Here is an 18,793-nt window from a genome sequence, read left to right as displayed (position 1 = left end):
CATGCCCGAGGTAAACGCCGAAACGGTCGCGACTTCGCCAGAAGCGGTCGCCGAGCGCCTCGCTGCCTCGCATTATCTGGCTGATGAAAGCCTGGCGACGGCTATCTTCCTGGCGATCCGGCTGGGCAAGCCGCTGCTGCTCGAAGGCGCTCCGGGCGTCGGCAAGACGGAAGCGGCCAAGGCAATCGCCGGGCTGCTCGGCCGCGATCTGGTGCGGTTGCAATGCTATGAAGGCATAGACGCCGCGCATGCGCTCTATGAGTGGAACTACCAGCGCCAGCTGCTCGCCATCCGCCATGCCGGCGAGCAAGAAGTCGATATCTACGACGACCGCTTTCTGATCGCCCGCCCGCTGCTGCAGGTCCTGAAGGCGCCGGAGCAGCGCATCCTGCTGGTCGACGAGATCGACCGTTCCGACCACGAATTCGAGGCGCTGCTGTTGGAGTTTCTTTCCGACTTCCAGATCAGCATTCCCGAGCGCGGCACCATCCGCGCCACCGCACAGCCGATCGTCATCCTGACCTCCAACCGCACCCGCGAACTCGCCGAAGCGCTCCGGCGGCGTTGCGTCTATCACTGGATTGGCTATCCCGATGCCGAGCGTGAGGCGGCCATCATCATGCTGCGCGCCGGCGATGTCGCAGAGGCAACGGCACGCGCCGTGGCCACAGCCGTGCAGACCATCCGCGCGCGTCCACTCGCCAAACCGCCCGGCATCGCCGAGGCGGTCGAATGGGCCAATGCCGCGACCATTCTCGAAAAAGGCGGCAGTCCATGGCCGGAAGCCTTCCGCCGCGCCATCGGCGTGCTGATCAAGGACGAGGAGGATCTGTCCTACATCGCGCCCGAGCTCGGCCGGATCGTCGACGAGGTGCTGGCGTGAGCCGCGACGTCATTCAGCAACGCGGGCGGGACAGCGCCCCCCTCTGTCCTGCCGGACATCTCCCCCGCGCCGCAACGCCCTTGCTCAGCTTCGCTCGCCTGCTGCGCCGCTACGGCTTCGCTATTGCCCCGGAACAAGTCTCCCGTTTCATGCAGGCCGTGACCCTGCTGGGGCCGCGCTCGATGGCGGACATCCGTGAGGCGGCCCTGGCCACACTAGCGCCGCCGCCTGACCGCCGCGACGAATTCGAAGCGCATTTCCAGAGCCATTTCTATGGCAACGCGTCAGCTGTGATCGAAGGCGATGCAGACGAGGAAACGCGCATCAAGGATGATGGCGGTGCCGACGACGAACGGATCGAGGCCGAGCAGAAACAGGAAGGCGGCGAGTTGTCTTCCGCCCTGGAGCAGTTGAGCTCGCGCGACTTCCAGCGCGACGACGACAGTCTGACCGCGTTTCGCCGAAAGCTGTCATCGGCCCTGCCCGCCCGACGTTCCTTCCGCACCGTGCGTACCCATTCGCGCGGCAAGCTCGACCTGCGCCGCTCGCTCAGGGAAATCGTCGGCGCAGATGGCGATGTCCCCTCGCCGCTGCTGCGCCGCCGCCAGACCGTGCCGCGCAAACTGCTGCTCTTGATCGATGTCTCCGGCTCGATGAAGCTGCACACCGCCGACTATCTCAAGCTGGCGCATGCCGCCGTGCAGGGCGCGGACCGCGCAGAGATCTTTACCTTCGGCACGCGGCTCACCCGCATCACCTCGGCATTGCGCATCCGCGACCGCGATCAGGCGCTGGCGCGCGCGGCGGCCCAGGTCGACGATTGGGATGGCGGCACCCGCATGGGACCGACCCTGCTGGCATTCCTCTCGGTGCCGCGCTTTTCGTCGTTCACGCGCGGCGCCGCGGTCGTCATTCTCTCCGACGCGCTGGAGCGCGGCGACCATGCCGAACTGGAGATTGCCATGCGCAGGCTTAGCGCCCGCGCCTTCCGGCTGTCGCTGGCGACCCCGCTGGCCGGCGATCCGCGCTTCCAGCCGGCGACAGCGGCGCTGCGCGCCATCCTGCCCGACCTCGACGATCTGGTCGACGGCTCGTCGCTGGCCGGCCTCACCGATTTCATCCTGTCGCTCGCACGCCCCGCCCCGGCGGCCGCGACCATCTGGAAAAGGGTATCGTGATGCAGAAAGCCATCGACGCGCATTTCCACATCTGGCGCCAGAAGGACCAACCATGGCTGGTCGGCCCGATGGTGCCGCGCATCTTCGGCCCTTACGAACCGATCCGCCGCGACTATCCGATCGATGAATTTTTGGCCGACCAAAAAGGTTCGGGCGTCGAAAAAGCCGTTTATGTCCAGACCAACTGGGCCAAGGAGGATTTCGAGAAGGAGGTCGCCTTCCTGCAGAAGACCGCTGACGAGACCGGCTGGCCGCACGCCATCGTCGGCTATGCCGACATGACGGTGGACGATGTCAGGCCGCAGATCGACCGGTTGATGAAATACAGGCTGCTGCGCGGCGTGCGCATGCAACTGCACTGGCACGAGACCCCGGCCTTCCGCTTCGCCGCCTCGGCCGACCAGGTGATCGACCCCAAGGTCCGCGCCAACGTCGCGCGGCTGAAGGATTACGGCCTGTCCTTCGACCTGCAGCTCTTCCCCGCCCAGATGAAGGACGGGCTGACGCTGGTCGGCGAAAACCCGGAGACGAATTTCATCCTGACCCACGCCGGCATGCTGACCGGCATGGAACCGGAAACCACCGAAGCCTGGAAGGCCGGCCTGCGCGCACTGTCGGCGGCGCCCAATCTCTACGCCAAGCTGTCTGGCCTCGGCACCTTCGTTCACCGCAACGACCCGGCGCTGATCGCCTACATCATCGACAATGCGATCGATATTCTTGGCAGCGACCATCTGATGTTCGGCTCGAACTTCCCGATCGAGAAGCTCTGGACTGGCCACGCCGAACTGATCAAGGCGCACCGCGATGCGGTGGAGAAGCATGGCACGGCGGAAGCCGACATTTTCTGGAACGCGGCGGAGAAGGTTTACAGGCCGGTGTAGCGCGTCTTTCCTCACTTCACCTCGAACTGTGGATCGACCGGGATCTGCATTGCCGTCACCAGATGGTTGGTCTGTCCCGCCAACCCGATGATCGACACCAGTTCGCCATGCTGTGCGTCTGTCATGCCCTTGGCGCGCGCCGCCGCGGTGTGCGAATGGACGCAATAGGAGCAGCCATTGGCGGTCGACACCGCGATGTAGATCATCTCCTTGGTCAACGGATCGATGGCACTGTCTGCAACCATCACCGCCTTGAGCTGTTCCCAGATACGCTTCAGCGCCACAGGATCATTGGCCAGCCCGCGCCAGAAATTATTGACGAAATCGGATTTGCGCGTCGCGCGGATGTCGTCGAACACCGCCTTTAAGGCCGGGATTTTCTCCACCTCGGCATCGCTCAGGAGTCTGGTGGTGGCCATGGTGTTTCCTTTCGTTTTTCAATGCCGGACGTTTGAATCGGACGCTGAACAGCCGCCGCCAATCCATTCACTTCATTCGCCTATTCGCCTTTTGCGACGCAAACGGCACCGCGAGGGTATGTCGAGATTCAAGTCAAGCTGGCGTTTGCAGGCCGGCCTCACCTGAATACCGACACACTCTCTAATGCACCGCCGCATACATAATCTTCTCCTCCGTCGCCTCGGCCGGCGAAAACTCCTCGACGATACGGCCCTGGCGGCAGACCAGGATCCGGTCGGACAGGTTCATGATCTCCGGCAGGTAGGACGAGATGACGACGACGGCCAGACCCTCGTCGGCCAGCCGGTTGATGATCTGGTGGATCTCGGCGATGGCGCCGACATCGACGCCGCGCGTCGGCTCGTCGAAGATGACCACGCGCGGCTTCTGCACCAGCCCCTTGCCGATCACCACCTTCTGCTGGTTGCCGCCGGAAAGCTCGACCACGCGCGCATTGTCGTTGATCGCCCTGATGTTCAGCGTCTTGGTCCATTCGGCGGAGAGCGCGCGCATCTCCTGCTGATTGATCACCCAGCCTTTTTCGCGGCCGGCCGCCAGCAGCCCGCCGAACAGGTTCTCGGCAATGCCCATCGTCTCGAAAATGCCTTCGCTCTTGCGATCCTCCGTGACGTAGACGATGCCGTCGGCCACCGCTTCGCTCGGCACGAGATAGCGCACCGGCCTGTCGTCCAGCTCGATCGCCCCGCCGCGCAGGAAATCGCGTTTGTAGATGCCGGACACGATTTTGAACGTCTCGGTACGGCCGGAGCCGATCAGCCCGAAGACGCCGGTGATCTGGCCTTCGAAGATCGAGAACGAATTGTTGCGCACGACATTGCTCATTGAGATGTCCTGCACCGACAGAACTTTCTTGCCCGCCTTGCGCAGCCTGGCCTCGTCTCGCTGGCGATAGATCTGCCCGGACAGCATGCGCCCGACCATGGCGGCAACGATCCGGTCGCGATCGAAGGCCGACGTGTCGTCGGTGATGACCAACTCGCCGTCGCGCAGGATGGTGATGCGGTCGGCAATCAGCAGCGCCTCTTCCAGCGCATGGCTGATGAAGACGATGGAGACGCCGCGCGCCTTGAGCCGCCGGATCAGCGCGAAGAAGTGCCGCTTTTCCTCCGGCGTCAACGTCGCGGTCGGCTCGTCGAAGATGATGATCTCGGCATTGTGGTGCACGGCGCGCGCGATCTCGACCATCTGGCGCTTGGCCGCGCCAAGCGTCGCCACCATGGCGTTCGGGTCGACCGGAAAATTCAGCGACTGCAGGAACTGCTGCGCGGAAATGTAGGTGCCGCGCAGCCGGTTGAGGAATTTCTCGGTGCCGAGATAAAGATTCTGCGCCACCGTCATCGACGGCACCAGGCTGGTCTCCTGGAACACCATTGCGATGCCCGCCTCGAGCGCCGCATGCGGCGAGGCGTAAGCGATCTCGCGTCCCTTGTGGAACATCTTGCCCGAACTGGCGTCGACCACTCCGGCGATGATCTTGGTCAGCGTCGACTTGCCGGCGCCGTTTTCGCCGAGCAGCGCGTGGATCTCGCCCTTGCGCAATTCGAAGCTGACATTCTTGACCGCGGGCACGCCGCGATAATTTTTGGTGACATTCTCCAAGCGCACGATTGGTTCCATCAAAACCCCCCGGCATCGACAGCCAACACGCAGTCGCCGCCCTTCGAGGCGACGAACAGTTCGCCATCTTTTTCAACCACGCTGCAAATGCCGTGACGTATGCCGTTGGCGCGGCTGTGCAGGCTGAACCGAGGCTGCATGTTCTGGTCGAGCCTGACCACCAGACCGTAGGAGCGGCTCGGCGACCAGGGCTTGTGGATGCCCATCGTGCGGATGCCGCCGCATTGCAGCGGTTCGAGGAAGCTGCGGCTTGAGGCCAGAGCCGGTGCGATCCAATAGGCCGGCGGCACCTGCTCGATCATGTCCTGACGGTAATGCGTCTCCTGCAGCACGAATTCGATCAGCCGGTTGCGCGGCGCAAACAGGGTCAGCCAGGCGCCGCCATCGGCTGCCGGCGACAGCCGCGCGGGATAGCCGGGCAGATGGGTCAACACCGTCGAGCGGCTGCCGCTTGCCGCCTCGAAGCGGATGAGCTGATGGCGCCAGCTCTCGCTCACCAGCACATCCCTGCCGATGGGATGGAGCCCATAGGGAAAGGCGATGGCGCCGGCCACCTTGCGGAAGGTCCCGCCTGCCGCATCCTGCTTCCAAAGCGATCCGGACGCGCCTTTCTTCATCAGGTCGGCCGCCCATTGTGATGGTGCGAATTCGGCCGAGCCATTGGCCAGCCACAGCGCACCATCATCGGCATAGGCGAGCGCGGTCATGCAGCTGACACCAGCCGGTAGCGAAACATCCCTACCGCCGACCAGGAGCTTGCCGCTTTCCAATCCGACCGTCAGCTCACCCGATGGCGAGAACGCCAGCGCGGTAACGGTGGACGCAAAGGTCTCGACCAACTTGGGCGCGGTACCGGCGGCAATCGAATAGACGGCGTTGCCGCTGGAAGCGAGCAGCTTGTCGCCAGAGATCAGCAGATTGTCCGGCTCGGTCAGTTCGGCAAAAGCCGGCGCATCGTCAAGCTGCGTGTTGGGTCGGAAAGCGCCATCCAGCGGCGGGATCGTCACCGCCTTGCCGCGAAATAAATCCAGGATGGGATCGAGGATCATCGCTTTGCTCCCCAATAGGAAGCCGGGCTGGTCCAATTCGGGTCGGCGCTAGCAATCTTGTAGCGGCCGATGCGGTTGTTGAGGATGCCGCCGACGAAGAGATATCCCTTGTGCTCGCGCATCGAGGTGACCATCGGATGCGCGCCGCCCGAGAGGTCGCCCATCGCTTCGACGATGTCGCCCTCCTCCGTGAATTTCACCACGCCCCCGGTGTTGATGTTGGGGAACAGCCATTCGTCCTGCGGCAGCCGGCGTGTCATGCGCTTGCGCATGTCGGGATGGCGCAGCGACAGGTCGAAGCTCGGGGTGCGCATGCCGAGCCACGCCATCCAGTAATTGCCGTCGGAAGCGCGGTTGATGTTGTCGGGGTAGCCCGGCATGTCCCGGATGACGCATTCGGCGGTGCCGGCCGTCGGCCCTTCCAGCCAGTAGCGATGCACACGGCAGGCCCAGCTCTCGGCGAAGAACAGCGACTTGCCATCTTGCGCCATGCACACGCCGTTGGTGTAGCGGTAGCCGTCGAGCAGCGTCCTGGTCGATCCGTCCTTCGGATCATAGACCAGCAGGCGGCCGGTGGCGCGGTTCTCGATCGAATCCAGCGCCCAGTCATGCGCGTCGTAGCGCTTGGTCGAGTCGGTGAAATAGATGCGGCCGTCCGGTGCTATGTCGCAGTCGTTGGGATCGCGCAGCCGTGCGTCGTCGACGACCGATGTCCAGGAGCGCGACGTTTCGGCCGACAGGCGTTTGACCTCACGATCGGGCGAGACGGAATAGAGCCCCATGGCGCCGACACAACTGATCAGATTGCCTGATTTGTCGAAGGCAAGGCCGAGCGGAAAGCCGCCGATATGAGCGAACACTTCCGACTTCACATAGTCCGGCGCGAAGAAGCGGACGATCTCGCCATGGCGCGTGCCGCAATAGAGGTGGTCGTCACGGTCGAGAATGACATCTTCCGGTCCTTCCAGTTCGCCGAGCCCGATATGGTCGGCGCCCGACAGCCGATTGTCGAGTTCGTAGGATGTGCCGGAGCCGGGCGCCGCCGACTGCGTCTCGCCCATCCTGAGATAGACCGGCGCGACATAGACCTCGTTCAGCACCTTGTGGCGGTTCTTCAGCCAGCGGATGTCGATCGTCACCGCCACTGCCAGCATGATGCCCAGCACCATCTGGTTGGTGCCGGTGCCGTAGCCCAGCCTGATCAGGCCGTTGGTCATGGTCAAAACGATGATGGCGCCCATCAGCCCCTTGATCACCGAGCCGCGCCCGCCTCCGAGGCTGACACCGCCGACCACCGCCGCGGTCAGCGCCATGATCTCGAGGTTGAGGCCGGTGCCCGGCCCTGCTCCGCTCAGCCGGCAAGCTATGAGGAAGCCGCCGATCGAGGCGCAGAAGCCTGAGAAGACATAAGTCATGAACACGGTGCGGCGCACACGGATGCCGGCATTGTGGGCAGAGCGCCGGGAGCCGCCAACCGCCAGCACATGCCAGCCGGGCCGCGAGCGCGTCAGCGCGATATGAGTGACGATGGCGAGGATAATGGCCAACCACACCGAGACCGACAGGCCCCAGAAGGTGCCGTCGCCGATGAAGTCGAGCACATCGGAGGTGGCTTGGGACAGCTGCACATCGGCGGCATAGGTGGTGACCAGGATGTCGAACAGCGCCCGCCCGAAAATGAAGGTCACCAGCGTGGTGAGGAAGGCGCGCAGCCTGAGGTATCCGACGAGATAGCCGTTGACGGCGCCGAAGACGAGGCCGGCGGCAAGCGAAGCGGCCAGCGCCAGCCAGATCGACTGTTCGAGGATGAAGAAGACATAGACGGCCGAAAAGCAGGACAGCGCAAAGATCGAGCCGACCGACAGGTCGATGCCGCCGCCAAGCATCACCACCGTCATGCCGGTGACGACCATCGAGAATTCACCGAGCTGGCGGGTCGATTCCTGCAGCGAGGTCAGTTTGAAGAAGCCCGGAATGATCGAACCGAACACGCCGAGTGTTGCCACCAGTGCCAGGAAGGGAATGGCATTGTCGGTCCAGCGCTTGGTCAGTATCTCGCCGACCAGATGGTCGGGCACGAGATTGTAGCGCCAGGCCTGGAGGCGTTCGCGAAAGGACATCAGGTCACTGCTATTGCGAGAGAAGAGAAAAAGGTGGCCGGGTAATCGCTCCGGAGCAATTCTCAACTTCGCCGCTGCCCCTCATCCGCCTGCCGGCACCTTCTCCCCGTGAAGAACGGGGAGAAGGGATAGGCTCCAGCGTCGACACCCCCCTCTCCCCGTTTTCACGAAGAGAGGGTAAGGTGAGGGGCAGCGCCGAGGTTGGAGATTGTCCACGTACAACCCGGCCGCCATGTTGATATCAGGCGTAAACTCGCGACCTACTTCGCCGCAGCTTCCGCTTGCAGCGCCTTCAGGTCCCAGCAGCTGTCGGGCTTGAGGTCGGCCTTGGTCGTCGCCTTCTCCAGCGTGTAGATGTAGGTGTGCGACGTGCCGGCCGGCTGGCCGCTCTGCAGCAGGAACTTTATGATGGCGTTCATGTCCCCCGACTGCCGGGCAAGGTCGGTCATGACAACCGCGCCATAAGTGCCGTCCTGCAGCTTGTCGCAGTCGGCCGCCTTTTCGCCGCCTCCGGTGGTGACCAGGAAAACCTTGCCCTCGAGCTTGGCATCACGGATCGCGGCCGACGCGCCAGTAGCATCACCATCCCAGAAGTCGATGATCGAGCAGATGTCGGGGTTCTGCTGCAGCATCGTCGTCGTGACATTGCGCGAGGTGGTCGCATCCCAGTTGGAGTCGGGCTTGGCCACGACCTGAAACTCGGGATGCTTTTCCAGTACCTTCATGATGCCGGCGTACTGATAAAGGCTGGAGGAGTTCGCTTGATCGCCCTGCACAAGGCCGATCTTTTTGGACGAGTTCTCGCCGCAGCCCTTGATCGCGGCTTCCGCCTCGAGTTGGCCGAGCCGGTCCCAATCGCTGCCGACAAAGGCATCGGCCGGGAAATTGGCGGGATTGTCGACCAGGATCACGTAGGTGCCGGCTGCCTGCGCCTTCTTCATCAGCTTGGAGTAGGAATTGAGGTCGGGCGCGTGGATGATCAGCACGTCAGGCCTGGTGTCGGAGGAGATGGCATCGGTGATCGCCTGCGCGCCGGCATCGACGACCCAGTTCGGATCGCGCGTCTCGAACGTGCCGCCCCAGGCCTCGACTTCGGTCTTCAGATAGTGCGCCCAGCCCTGCGCCAGGTCGAAGCCCATCGCCAGCGGCACCAGCATGACGCGTTTGCTCTTGAGTGCCTGCGCATAGGCAGCGGGGCCCGGATCGTCGGCAGCGAAGCTCGGCGCCACGAACGCGGTGACCGCAAGCGCCGCCGCGGCGGCCATCAATGTTTTGATCAGTTTCATGTCACATCCTCTGGTTGGTCGTTGTTATTTACGGCCGGCCCCAACCGTCCGCTTTGGTTTAGTCTTCCTGTTTGAGCATGATCTTTTCCGAAAAGTTCCCACTTTTCGGGATCATGCTCTAGATGTCGCCCTGCTGCGCCGTCTGTTCGTCACGCGGATTGATGATGCCGTCGACGATGATGGCACCGAGCAGGATCGCCGCCTTGATCAGGTTTTGGTAGAGCAGCGGAATGTCGATGATGGTCATCGCATTGAGCAGGATGCCGATCAGCGCCGCTCCGACCAGCACGTTTCGCACCCCGCCTCGTCCGCCCGAAAGCCCGATGCCCCCGATCACCGCCACCAGCACGATGTCGTAGAGCAGCGTCGAGTTGACGACGCGGGTGTTGATCGAATGCAGGCTGGCCGCTGTCAGCAGGCCGGCGATCAGCGCCACGAAGGCGGAAAGCACATAGCGCAGCACCAGCATCGGCCGCACTGGAATACCGATGTTGCGCGCGGCGACCGGATTATCGCCGGCGAAATAGATGTAGCGGCCCCATTTGGTGTAGCGCAGGAACAGGAAGAACAGGAAAGCCAGTGCAGCGAAGACGAACACCTCGATGGGAATGTCGAGGAAGCGCAGGCCGCCAAGCAGTTCCACCCAATGGCCCTGCGGCACCGGAACCGCATCCTGCGTGATCAGTTGCGAGCGCACATAGCCGAAGACGAAGGAGCCGGTGGCAAGCGTCACGAAGATCGCCGGCACGTCGGCGTAAGCGACGAGAAAGCCGTTGAGCAGGCCGATGGCGAGCACGCCGGCCAGCACATAGGCGAAGGCGAGCCCGTCAGGCGTTCCTGAATTCATCAATTGCAGATACCAGGCGACCGACATCGCCATGATCGCCACCGCCGAGAGGTCGATGCCACGGCCAATGATGACGACCGCCATGCCCAATGCCAATATGCCCAGTACCGAGACCGAACGAACGATGGCAACGAGATTGTTCGGAGCGATGAAGCCCGGCAGGCCTATGGCCGCGGCAATGAACAGCATCACCGCTATGGCAAAGACAATACCTTCCTGGTTCAGGCTCTTGAAACTCGGCCGACCGATCGCGTTCATTGTCTGTCTTCACCCCGGCGGCAGCGCTGCCGCCCCTGGGAAGAAAGCTAATCGGCTCAACGTCGGTTCGTCAAATGAATCCGCGTTCAAAACACGGACTGCCGACGAGACTCGCGATGTGGACGCATTGATTGCTGATGCTGGCGCAATGCCCGGAAACTTCAGCACTTTTGGCAATTGTTTGCGCCATCCCTGCGTCTTGCGCAAGCACGACACCAAGGCGCAAGGCGAAGATGGAATTTAACCCTGCGGTGGATGGGAAAATTCGATTTCAGTTCCCGGCCATGTGGCCGGAAACCTCGGCGCCGGCGGTCCTCGGCAACACCAGGAAACGGAACGACGCCACCAGCCCGATAACGCCGATCACCAGAAAGGTGACTCGAAAATCGACGAGGTCCAGCGCCGGCTGGGCCCTGGTGATCTGCGACAGGTTGAGGATCGCCGCAGCTATCGCCACACCGAACAGCATTGCCACCTGCTGCAGCATCGAGGACAGCGTCGCCGCCGAGCTGCGCTGCGCCGCGGCGACATCGGCGAAGGCCAGCGTGTTCAGCGCCGTGAACTGCATGGAACGCGACAGGCCGGCGATCAGCATCAGCCCCACCACGAGCGCCTGCGGCGTCTGCGGCGAGATCGCCGCGCAGGCCATGATCGATGCGGACGCAATGACGCCGTTGACGACCATCACCGAACGAAAGCCGAAGTGGCGCAGCATCGGCGTCGTCACCGTCTTCATCCCGAGATTGCCGAGGAAATAGGCCAGGATCATCATGCCGGCATCGACCGGACTCATGCCAAAGCCGACCTGGAACAAAAGCGGCAGCAGGAACGGCGTGGCGTTGATCGCGACGCGGAATATGGTGCCGGCCGCAAGCGTCGAGATGGCGAAGGTCAGCACCTTGAACGAGGACAGGTCGAGCAGCGGATGGGGCGCGCGCCGGAGATGCCGCACCGCCAACCAGCCGATGACGATCCCTGCCGCGACCAGCAGCACCGTCGGCAGCACGCCGTCGTCGGGATGCGCGATACGCTCGAGGCCGCAGAGAAGGCAAGCAAGTCCCGCCGATGTCAGGAAGAAACCCGGCCAGTCGAGTGGCTTGGGATCGGCTTCACGGTCACCGGGGATGAAGCGGGCGACCAGCGCCAGCCCGATCAGCCCAAGCGGGATGTTGATGAAGAAATTCCAGTGCCAGGAGAGATAGGTGGTGATGAAACCGCCAAGCACCGGACCAACGACAGGCGCGAACAGCGCCGGCCAGGTGATGAGCGCGGTTGCGTTGAGCAGTTCCGATTTTGACGCGTTGCGCAGCACCAGGATGCGGCCGACCGGCGTCATCAATGCGCTGCCCAGCCCTTGCGCGGCGCGCGCCGCGACGAACTCGGTGAGATTCTCGGAGAAGCCGCAGGCGAGCGAAGCCAGCGTGAACAGTGCGATCGCCATCAGGAAGATGTTGCGCGCGCCGAACCGGTCGGCGAGCCAGCCCGACAGCGGCACGAACACCGCCATGGTCAGCATATAGATGGTGATGCCGATGCTCATCGCCACCGCCGGCACGCCGAAGGAGGCGCCCATCTGCGGCAGCGACGTCGAGATGATCGTCGAATCCAAGAGCTGCATGAAGAAGGCAATGGCGACGATCAGCGCCACACGCCGCGAACTGCTGGCTGGGTCGGCTAAAACTTCAGTCTCGGGGATGGCAGTCATGACGGACCGCTTTGAACAGCATTTGGCCGGCGACGTCCAGGCAAGGGCCAACAAACTTTCGTGTCGCGGCGCGGCCTGTTATGGATGAACGGGGCGGCCGAGGAACGCGCACGCATGAAGACCGGCCTGGTGGCACAAGGCAACGGCCAGACGGTGATCGAGCCGCGCGTTCATCTAGAGCCTGATCCCTCTTTCCACGGCCATTTCAATGTCTTGCGCGGCTACGTGGCGCCGCTCGATGCGGCGGGCGTGAAGATCGTTGGCGACTATGTCGATAACTACCTGCACGGCCTGCCCTCCGAATTCGGCATCCTCAATCTGTTCGATCCGCGCACCGGCGCGCCGCGCGCCATCCTAGACGCCACCGTTATCACCGACATGCGCACCGGCGCCGTCACCGCGATCGGCGCCAGGCATCTGGCGCGCAGGAATTCGAAGGTGCTTGCCCATATCGGCGCGCGCGGCACGGCCTACTGGAACGTGCGGCTGCTCGACCACCTCTTCGACTTCGACGAGATCCGTGTCCATTCGCGCCGGCCGGAAAGCCGCGACGGCTTTGCCGCCAGGCTCTCCACCGATCTCGGCAAGCCGGTCAAGGCGGTGGCCGATTGGCAAAGTTGCGTCGAGGGCGCCGACATCGTCGTCGAGGCCTCGCGGCTGCCGGAACCGCAGCCGCTGCTGAAGACCGAGTGGATCAAGCGTGGCGCGCTGGTCCTGCCCTACGGCACGATGAGCGCGGTCGAAATACCTGTCGCCGGTCGGCGGCGCATCGGCCGGCTTCGTGCCGCTGCAGAAGGCGGTAACATCGATCCTGGCCGCCATCCGCCACAAGGCCAATCCGGTGATGCTCGATTTCCTGCCCGTCTCCTAGGACCTCGAGGACCATGCCACGCAAACGCCTCTGGCCGTTTCGAAATGCGCCGCCATGATCGCACTGTGGCGCCGGTTGATCGCCTTCGAACTGATGGCGGCCGCCCAGGCCGTCGACCTGCGCGACGGGCAGACGCTGGCGCCGCGCATAGCCGCTATCCATACGGCGATACGCGCGCTGGTGCCGGCGCTGAAGGAGGATCGGCCGCTCGGCATCGAAGCCGAAGCGCTGCATACAGCGCTTGCCAGCGACAGATGGCAGCCGACCTTAGCCCCGACCGACCTTGTCCAGGAACAGGCGTAGCTCGGCCGGGTCCATGTGCACCACATGCCTGTCCTCGGGATAGACGCCGCTGTTGACGTCGGCGACATATTCGGAGAATGCAGCCACCCGCTCCGCCTGCAACCGATCATATTCAGCGGCGAAGTTGCGATAGACCTTGGAGTGTCGTGGCATGTGGCCCCGATTCTGCCCGAGGATATCTTCGGCGAACAGATATTGCGCGTCGCAACCGGTGCCCGCGCCCATCGACAGCATGATCAGCGAGGTACGCTCGGAGATCGCCTTGGCGACCTCGACCGGCACCACTTCGATTTCGGCGCCGATGGCGCCGGCGGCCTCGAGCTGTTTCACCGCTTCGAACACCTGCATGGCGGCGCCGGCGGTCTTGCCTACCGCCTTGAAGCCGCCGGTCCACGTCGCGCGGGATGGAATGAGGCCGACATGGCCGATGACGGGGATGGCATCGTCCGCCATGCGCTTGATGGTGGCGTAGCCCGCGCTGCAATAGACCGCGTCGGCGCCGGCCTTGTAGAGCCGGAAAGCCCAACGCAGGAAATCATCCGATGTGCCGATTTCGTAGAAATTGTCTCCCGGCATGGTGAACAGGCTCGGTGCCGCATCGCGGTATTGCGGGTTGAGCACGAGTTCCGGCGGCACGGAGACGATATCGACCCCTGCCCGCTCGGCAGCTTCCGCTTCGTCCAGGGTCAGCACGCGCAGCATGGTCAGCTGACGCTTGCCTTTCATGGCGCGCAGGTCGGCGACGGTCGGTCTCTTTCGGCTCATTAAACGTTCCTCTTTTGCTTGCCGCGGTGCCGGATCGGTGTGCCGCGCTTCAGATCTCGATCATCACCTTGCCAGCTTCGATCTTCACCGGATAGGTCGCAAGATTGACGCAGACCGGCGCGCCCTTGGCCTGGCCGGTCTTATAGTTGAAGCGGCCATTGTGCTTGGGACATTCGATGATGTCGTCCATCACCAGCCCGTCGGCGAGATGTGCCTTCTCATGCGTGCAGAAACCGTCGGTGGCGAAGAATTCATTGTCCGGGGAGCGATAGATCGCGAAGGTTCGGCCACCGTGGTCGAAGCGGATGACATCCTCTTCCTCGACATCGTCCACCGCACACGCTTCAATCCAATCGACCATCTCTGTCTCCCGCAAGCATTCGCGATCCTTATTCAGCCGCCGCCGACATGTCGAACTCATGGAATTCGCCGCGATAGGGCCTGGCCGTCGGCGGCAGCTCGCGCTTGAGGTAGTAGTCCTCGTATTTCAGCTGCCTGAGCAGGACCGGCCAGACCTCGCGATAGGCATGCCACATCGACGGGTTCGGCACGGGCAGGTCGTGCTTGATCAGCTCATGCAGCCTGGGCAGCGCATGATAGGGCACCATCGGGAACATGTGGTGCTCCACATGATAGTTCATGTTCCAGTAGATGAACCGGCTGATCGGGTTCATGTAGACGGTGCGCGTGTTGAGCCGGTGGTCGACGACATTGTCGGCCAGCCCGATATGCTGCAGCAGGCCGGTGGTCACCATGTGCCAGGTGCCGTAGAGGCGCGGCAACCCAATCAGCACCACCGGTATCCATGACCTGAGGACGACCGCGACAGCGATCGTCGCAATGTACACGGCAACATGCCACCGCGCGGCCGTCACGGCCTTTGCCCATTCCATTTCCGGAACATAGCTCTTTTCCTCGTCGGACAGCTTGCCGAACGCCTGGCGCACGAGCGTCGGCAGCGAGTAGCGGAAATCGAGGATGCCGGTGAAGGCCAGCGCCGCCTTCAACAGGTCCGGCGGCCGCATGACGGCGATCTCGGCATCGCGGCCGACGATGATGGTGTCGGTGTGGTGGCGGGCATGGCTCCAGCGCCACTGCACTGGATTGCGCATCAGCATGAAGGAGGCGATGTGGTACACGACATCGTTCATCCAGCGCGTGCGGAAGGCCGTGCCATGGCCGCATTCGTGCCAGCGCGAGTCGCTAGACGAGCCGTAGAGCACGCCGTAGATGAATAGGAACGGCACCACCCACCATGAGCCCCAGAACCATATGATGCCGGCGGCCGAGGCCAGGATCGCAACAATCCAGATGATGGTGTCGCGGATCGCCGGCCCGTCGGAACGCTGCATCAGCTCCTTCATCACCTTGCGGGGGACATCGGTGTGGTACCATTCGGCGGAGGCCAGGCCGGTCTCGATCGCGGCTCTGGTGCTTTCACCGACCAGGCTGTAATCCCGCTTTTTTGCCATCGTCTTCACACGGGCCTCCAAACTTCTCGCACCGCTCGCAATCCGGTCCGCCGGCCGGAGGGCTTGCTTTGAATACATGTCGCGCTCATGCCGGGCCCGCCAGTCTCCGGAAATTGCCGGAAGGCCGAGGATAATCCTGTTCGGGCTGGCGGGCGATCGCCGCAATCCTGGCTTCGGCGCCGGCGATCGCTTCCCTGCCGTCCAGGACCCGGAACACGGCATCGTAGGCGCGGCCTTCGTCATGCTCCAGCCAGATCATCTCGCCGCGTTCGCGCGCGGCGAGATCGCCGAGCACATGATGCGTCGATGGCTCGATGCCCAGCGCATAGTGTCCGGCCTGGAAATTCTGCCATTGATAGGCGCAAGGCAGCTGGTCTTTCCGCGTCACCATTTCGAAGCCGAGGCCGAGCCGGTCGTTGACCACCGCCACTGGTACCTCGCCCTTTCCATCGGCGTCCATTTCATGCTGCCAGACCTGTTCGCTGAACCCCATTCGCGGTTCCGGCACGGTGCGGTAGCCGACCTTCTGCGCCTCATAGCGCTCGCCGGCATGGCCGGCCCACACCACGTCGCGGATTGGCGCGAGGTAGCGTGAGCCCTCGTCAAGCAGGGGATGACTGACATTCACATGGTAGAAATACATATGCGGCGTGCGATTGAAGCCATGGTTCACGACGCGGTCGGACAGCCGGATCTCGTTGCCGCCGACATCCGCCTCGATCCGCCGGATCAGATGCAGATCCTCGCCGAATACCGCCGATTGCTGGACGATGCCTTCGGCCCACAGCACGCAGCGGTCGCCGTCCCACGCCTCACCGTAGCCGGTCAGCCGCGCCGGGATGGTGCCGACACGGCCATGCAGCGAATGGATCACGGTCTTCTTGCCGGGATAGTTGTAGTTCTCGGCCGGCACCTCTTCCCGACCCAGTATATGGTCGAGGCCGCAGGTGACCAGCAAACCGGAAAAGGAGCGCGCCCAGGCCAGCCCCCCTTCCCCCTCATAGTCGTGAAGACCGGGGTTGCGAAAACCGCCCGGCGAGTGCCAGCCGATCGCCTGGCCCTTGAAGTCGCAATCGGCGATGTCGAGCGCGCGGTCGACGAGTGCGGTGAAGCGCAGGCCGGAGCCGGTGCGGAACTCCAGCATGCGGACACCGCGCTCCACCCCGTCGCCGAGCGTCATCAGCCGCACGCCGGCGAACTGCGACAGCATGCCGGAGCGTTCCGAGACCTGCCGGCGCGAGAGCGTCTTGCCGTAAAGCTCTACCATGCCGTCACTGCGCCCTCTTCATCAGAGCCGACAGGTCGGCGCCGGTGATGATGCTTTCCACGGTCAGCAGATCGGTATCGGCGACCGTCTGCTCGGCAACGATCTCGCCGCGGCGCATGACGATGATGCGGTCGGCAACCTCGAACACGTGATGGATGTTGTGGGTGATGAGCAGCACCGAATGGCCGGCCTGACGCATCTCCTTGACGAAGCGCAGCACGCCATGGGTTTCCTCGACGCCGAGATTGTTGGTCGGCTCGTCGAGGATGATCACCTTGGCGGCGAACTGCATGGCCCGCGAAATGGCGATCGACTGGCGCTCGCCGCCCGACAGCGTTGAGACCAGCGCGTCGGCGTCGAGTTTCTTCGAGATGCCGACGCGCTTCAGCAGGGAGGAGGCAGCATCGCGCAGCTTGGCGAGATCGAGCGGCGCAAACACGCCCAACCATTTGAAATTGACCGGTTCGCGGCCGAGGAAGAGGTTGCGCGCGATACTGAGATCCGGCGCCAGCGACGTATCCTGGTGGATGGTCTCGATGCCGAGATCCATCGCGTCGCGCGTCGAGCGGATCGAAACCTTCTGCCCGCGCACATAGATGTCACCGCGATCGACCGGGAAGACGCCGGAGATCGCCTTGATCAGCGTCGATTTGCCGGCGCCATTGTCGCCGAGCAGGGCCACTATCTCGCCTTCTCTCAGCGTCAGCGAGGCATTCTTCAGCGCGCGCACGCTGCCGAAGGATTTTTGCAGGTTCTGCAGCCGAAGCACTTCTTGCATCATAGTCAGCTCCTTGCCGCGTTTTTCTGCAGCAAAGCATGCAGGATGAGCATGGCGAGGATGATCACGCCGACGAAGATGTTGTAGGCGAGGCCGGGCACGCCGACGAGCACGATGCCGTTACGGATGGCGCGCAGCATCAGCGCGCCGACGATGGTGCCCAGGATGGTGCCGCGTCCGCCGGTCAGCGCCGTGCCGCCAACCACCACCATGGCGATCACTTCGAGCTCATAGCCTGTGCCGGCCACCGGCGAAGCGGCCGAAATACGAAAGGCGCTGATCATGCCGGCAAGCCCGGCCAGCACCGAGGTGGCGATGAACAGCCATATCTTGGCGGCGTCCGCCGGCACGCCGCGGGCCACTGCCGCGTTGCGGTTGGAACCGATGGCGCTGATCCAGTTGCCGAGCTTGGCATAGCGCAGGACGTAGATTGCCAGCAACGACAGGCCGACGAACCACCACAGCGAGGTGTAGAAGCGGAACGAGCCGATATTGAAGCTGCCGGCAAGCAGCGTCACGAAGAAGCCAGGCTGGTCCCACGACTTCAGCGGGAAACCCTGCGTGATGTAGAGGGCCGCGCCGCGCACGATCAGCAGCATGGACAGGGTCACCAGGAATGACGAGATGCCGATCTTGGTGACGATCACCCCATTGATCGCCCCAATCGCGATGCACAGTAAAAGTCCAGCCAGAAGGGCGACGCCGATATCCACCCCGCCGTTCTGCACCAGAAGCATCACGACCACTGGCGCCAGGCCGAATACGGCACCGACCGACAGGTCGAACTCGCCGGCCGTCAGAAGCAGCGTCATGCCGAGCGCGATGATGCCGAGCTCGGGCAGGAACGCCATCATGTTGGAGATGTTGAGCGGCGACAGGAAATTGCCGTCCGCGATCGCGAATACCACGAGAAGGACGACGAGGATGATGAACGAGGAAAATTGCGGCGAGCGCATCAGCCTCGACCTGCTCCTGGCGCTTGCTGCGCCCTCTTCCGCGGTGACTGCCATGACGTTCTGAACCATGCTGT

Annotated in this window: 16 protein-coding genes and 2 pseudogenes; 5 read left to right on the top strand and 13 right to left on the bottom strand. The window is 63.4% G+C overall.

What is annotated here, in order from left to right; all coding sequences use genetic code 11:
* The first annotated feature begins 1 nt into the window (after position 1).
* The 3 genes from FJ953_RS02715 (at position 2) to FJ953_RS02705 (ending at position 2,945) form a co-directional block, all read left to right on the top strand.
* A complete protein-coding gene (locus FJ953_RS02715; RefSeq protein WP_140515853.1) occupies positions 2–883 on the top strand; it encodes a MoxR family ATPase in 882 nt (293 codons plus the stop codon).
* Between the two features lie 101 nt (positions 884–984).
* Positions 985–2,061, top strand: a complete 1,077-nt coding sequence (locus FJ953_RS02710; protein WP_181165282.1) for a VWA domain-containing protein — start codon at positions 985–987, stop codon at positions 2,059–2,061.
* Entirely contained in the window at positions 2,061–2,945 is an 885-nt protein-coding gene (locus tag FJ953_RS02705) for an amidohydrolase (RefSeq protein WP_181174462.1), read from the top strand. Before FJ953_RS02710 ends, FJ953_RS02705 begins: the two co-directional genes overlap by 1 nt.
* Positions 2,946–2,956: 11 nt before the next feature.
* Here the strand turns inward: FJ953_RS02705 and FJ953_RS02700 are convergent, their stop codons facing one another.
* From FJ953_RS02700 to FJ953_RS02670, 7 genes are all read right to left on the bottom strand, one after another.
* Positions 2,957–3,364: a carboxymuconolactone decarboxylase family protein gene (locus FJ953_RS02700; protein ID WP_140557944.1), complete on the bottom strand. Its 408-nt coding sequence runs from the start codon at positions 3,362–3,364 to the stop codon at positions 2,957–2,959.
* 181 nt (positions 3,365–3,545) lie between these two features.
* Positions 3,546–5,042: a sugar ABC transporter ATP-binding protein gene (locus FJ953_RS02695; RefSeq protein ID WP_140515857.1), complete on the bottom strand. Its 1,497-nt coding sequence runs from the start codon at positions 5,040–5,042 to the stop codon at positions 3,546–3,548.
* Entirely contained in the window at positions 5,042–6,091 is a 1,050-nt protein-coding gene (locus FJ953_RS02690; protein WP_140557942.1) for a hypothetical protein, read from the bottom strand. Before FJ953_RS02690 ends, FJ953_RS02695 begins: the two co-directional genes overlap by 1 nt.
* Positions 6,088–8,211, bottom strand: a complete 2,124-nt coding sequence (locus FJ953_RS02685; RefSeq protein ID WP_140623065.1) for an SMP-30/gluconolactonase/LRE family protein — start codon at positions 8,209–8,211, stop codon at positions 6,088–6,090. The genes FJ953_RS02690 and FJ953_RS02685 overlap by 4 nt, the downstream gene beginning before the upstream one ends.
* Positions 8,212–8,471: 260 nt before the next feature.
* Positions 8,472–9,497, bottom strand: coding sequence for a sugar ABC transporter substrate-binding protein (locus FJ953_RS02680; protein WP_140567564.1), 1,026 nt, complete (start codon positions 9,495–9,497; stop codon positions 8,472–8,474).
* A gap of 118 nt (positions 9,498–9,615) precedes the next feature.
* The gene (locus FJ953_RS02675; protein ID WP_140499878.1) at positions 9,616–10,602 is read right to left on the bottom strand and encodes an ABC transporter permease; all 987 of its coding nucleotides are present in this window, start codon (positions 10,600–10,602) and stop codon (positions 9,616–9,618) included.
* A gap of 271 nt (positions 10,603–10,873) precedes the next feature.
* On the bottom strand, positions 10,874–12,307 hold the full coding sequence (locus FJ953_RS02670; protein ID WP_140499879.1) for a DHA2 family efflux MFS transporter permease subunit: 1,434 nt from the start codon (positions 12,305–12,307) through the stop codon (positions 10,874–10,876).
* 84 nt (positions 12,308–12,391) lie between these two features.
* Between FJ953_RS02670 and FJ953_RS02665 the strand changes: the two are divergent.
* Both FJ953_RS02665 and FJ953_RS02660 read left to right on the top strand, forming a co-directional pair.
* Positions 12,392–13,051: pseudogene (locus FJ953_RS02665) on the top strand (ornithine cyclodeaminase family protein); the annotation flags it as partial.
* Positions 13,050–13,481: pseudogene (locus tag FJ953_RS02660) on the top strand (aromatic amino acid lyase); the annotation flags it as partial. The pseudogenes FJ953_RS02665 and FJ953_RS02660, both read left to right, overlap by 2 nt.
* Here the strand turns inward: FJ953_RS02660 and FJ953_RS02655 are convergent.
* The 6 genes from FJ953_RS02655 to FJ953_RS02630 form a co-directional block, all read right to left on the bottom strand.
* Positions 13,446–14,246: a 3-methyl-2-oxobutanoate hydroxymethyltransferase gene (locus FJ953_RS02655; RefSeq protein WP_140557936.1), complete on the bottom strand. Its 801-nt coding sequence runs from the start codon at positions 14,244–14,246 to the stop codon at positions 13,446–13,448. The pseudogene FJ953_RS02660 and the gene FJ953_RS02655 overlap by 36 nt on opposite strands.
* A gap of 49 nt (positions 14,247–14,295) precedes the next feature.
* Entirely contained in the window at positions 14,296–14,607 is a 312-nt protein-coding gene (locus FJ953_RS02650) for a MocE family 2Fe-2S type ferredoxin (protein ID WP_140515869.1), read from the bottom strand.
* 28 nt (positions 14,608–14,635) lie between these two features.
* Complete coding sequence (locus FJ953_RS02645) at positions 14,636–15,718, bottom strand: fatty acid desaturase family protein (protein ID WP_140500160.1); 1,083 nt, start codon at positions 15,716–15,718, stop codon at positions 14,636–14,638.
* A gap of 85 nt (positions 15,719–15,803) precedes the next feature.
* Positions 15,804–16,985: an aldose 1-epimerase family protein gene (locus tag FJ953_RS02640; protein WP_140499885.1), complete on the bottom strand. Its 1,182-nt coding sequence runs from the start codon at positions 16,983–16,985 to the stop codon at positions 15,804–15,806.
* Between the two features lie 4 nt (positions 16,986–16,989).
* Positions 16,990–17,766, bottom strand: a complete 777-nt coding sequence (locus FJ953_RS02635; protein ID WP_140499887.1) for an ATP-binding cassette domain-containing protein — start codon at positions 17,764–17,766, stop codon at positions 16,990–16,992.
* Between the two features lie 2 nt (positions 17,767–17,768).
* Complete coding sequence (locus tag FJ953_RS02630) at positions 17,769–18,788, bottom strand: ABC transporter permease (RefSeq protein ID WP_181174998.1); 1,020 nt, start codon at positions 18,786–18,788, stop codon at positions 17,769–17,771.
* Between the last annotated feature and the right edge of the window lie 5 nt (positions 18,789–18,793).

It is taken from the genome of Mesorhizobium sp. B2-3-6 (assembly GCF_006442305.1).
In the GTDB taxonomy this organism is placed as follows: Bacteria; Pseudomonadota; Alphaproteobacteria; order Rhizobiales; family Rhizobiaceae; genus Mesorhizobium.
Note: the sequence above shows the minus strand (reverse complement) of the source record. Positions and strands in the feature narration are given on the sequence as shown.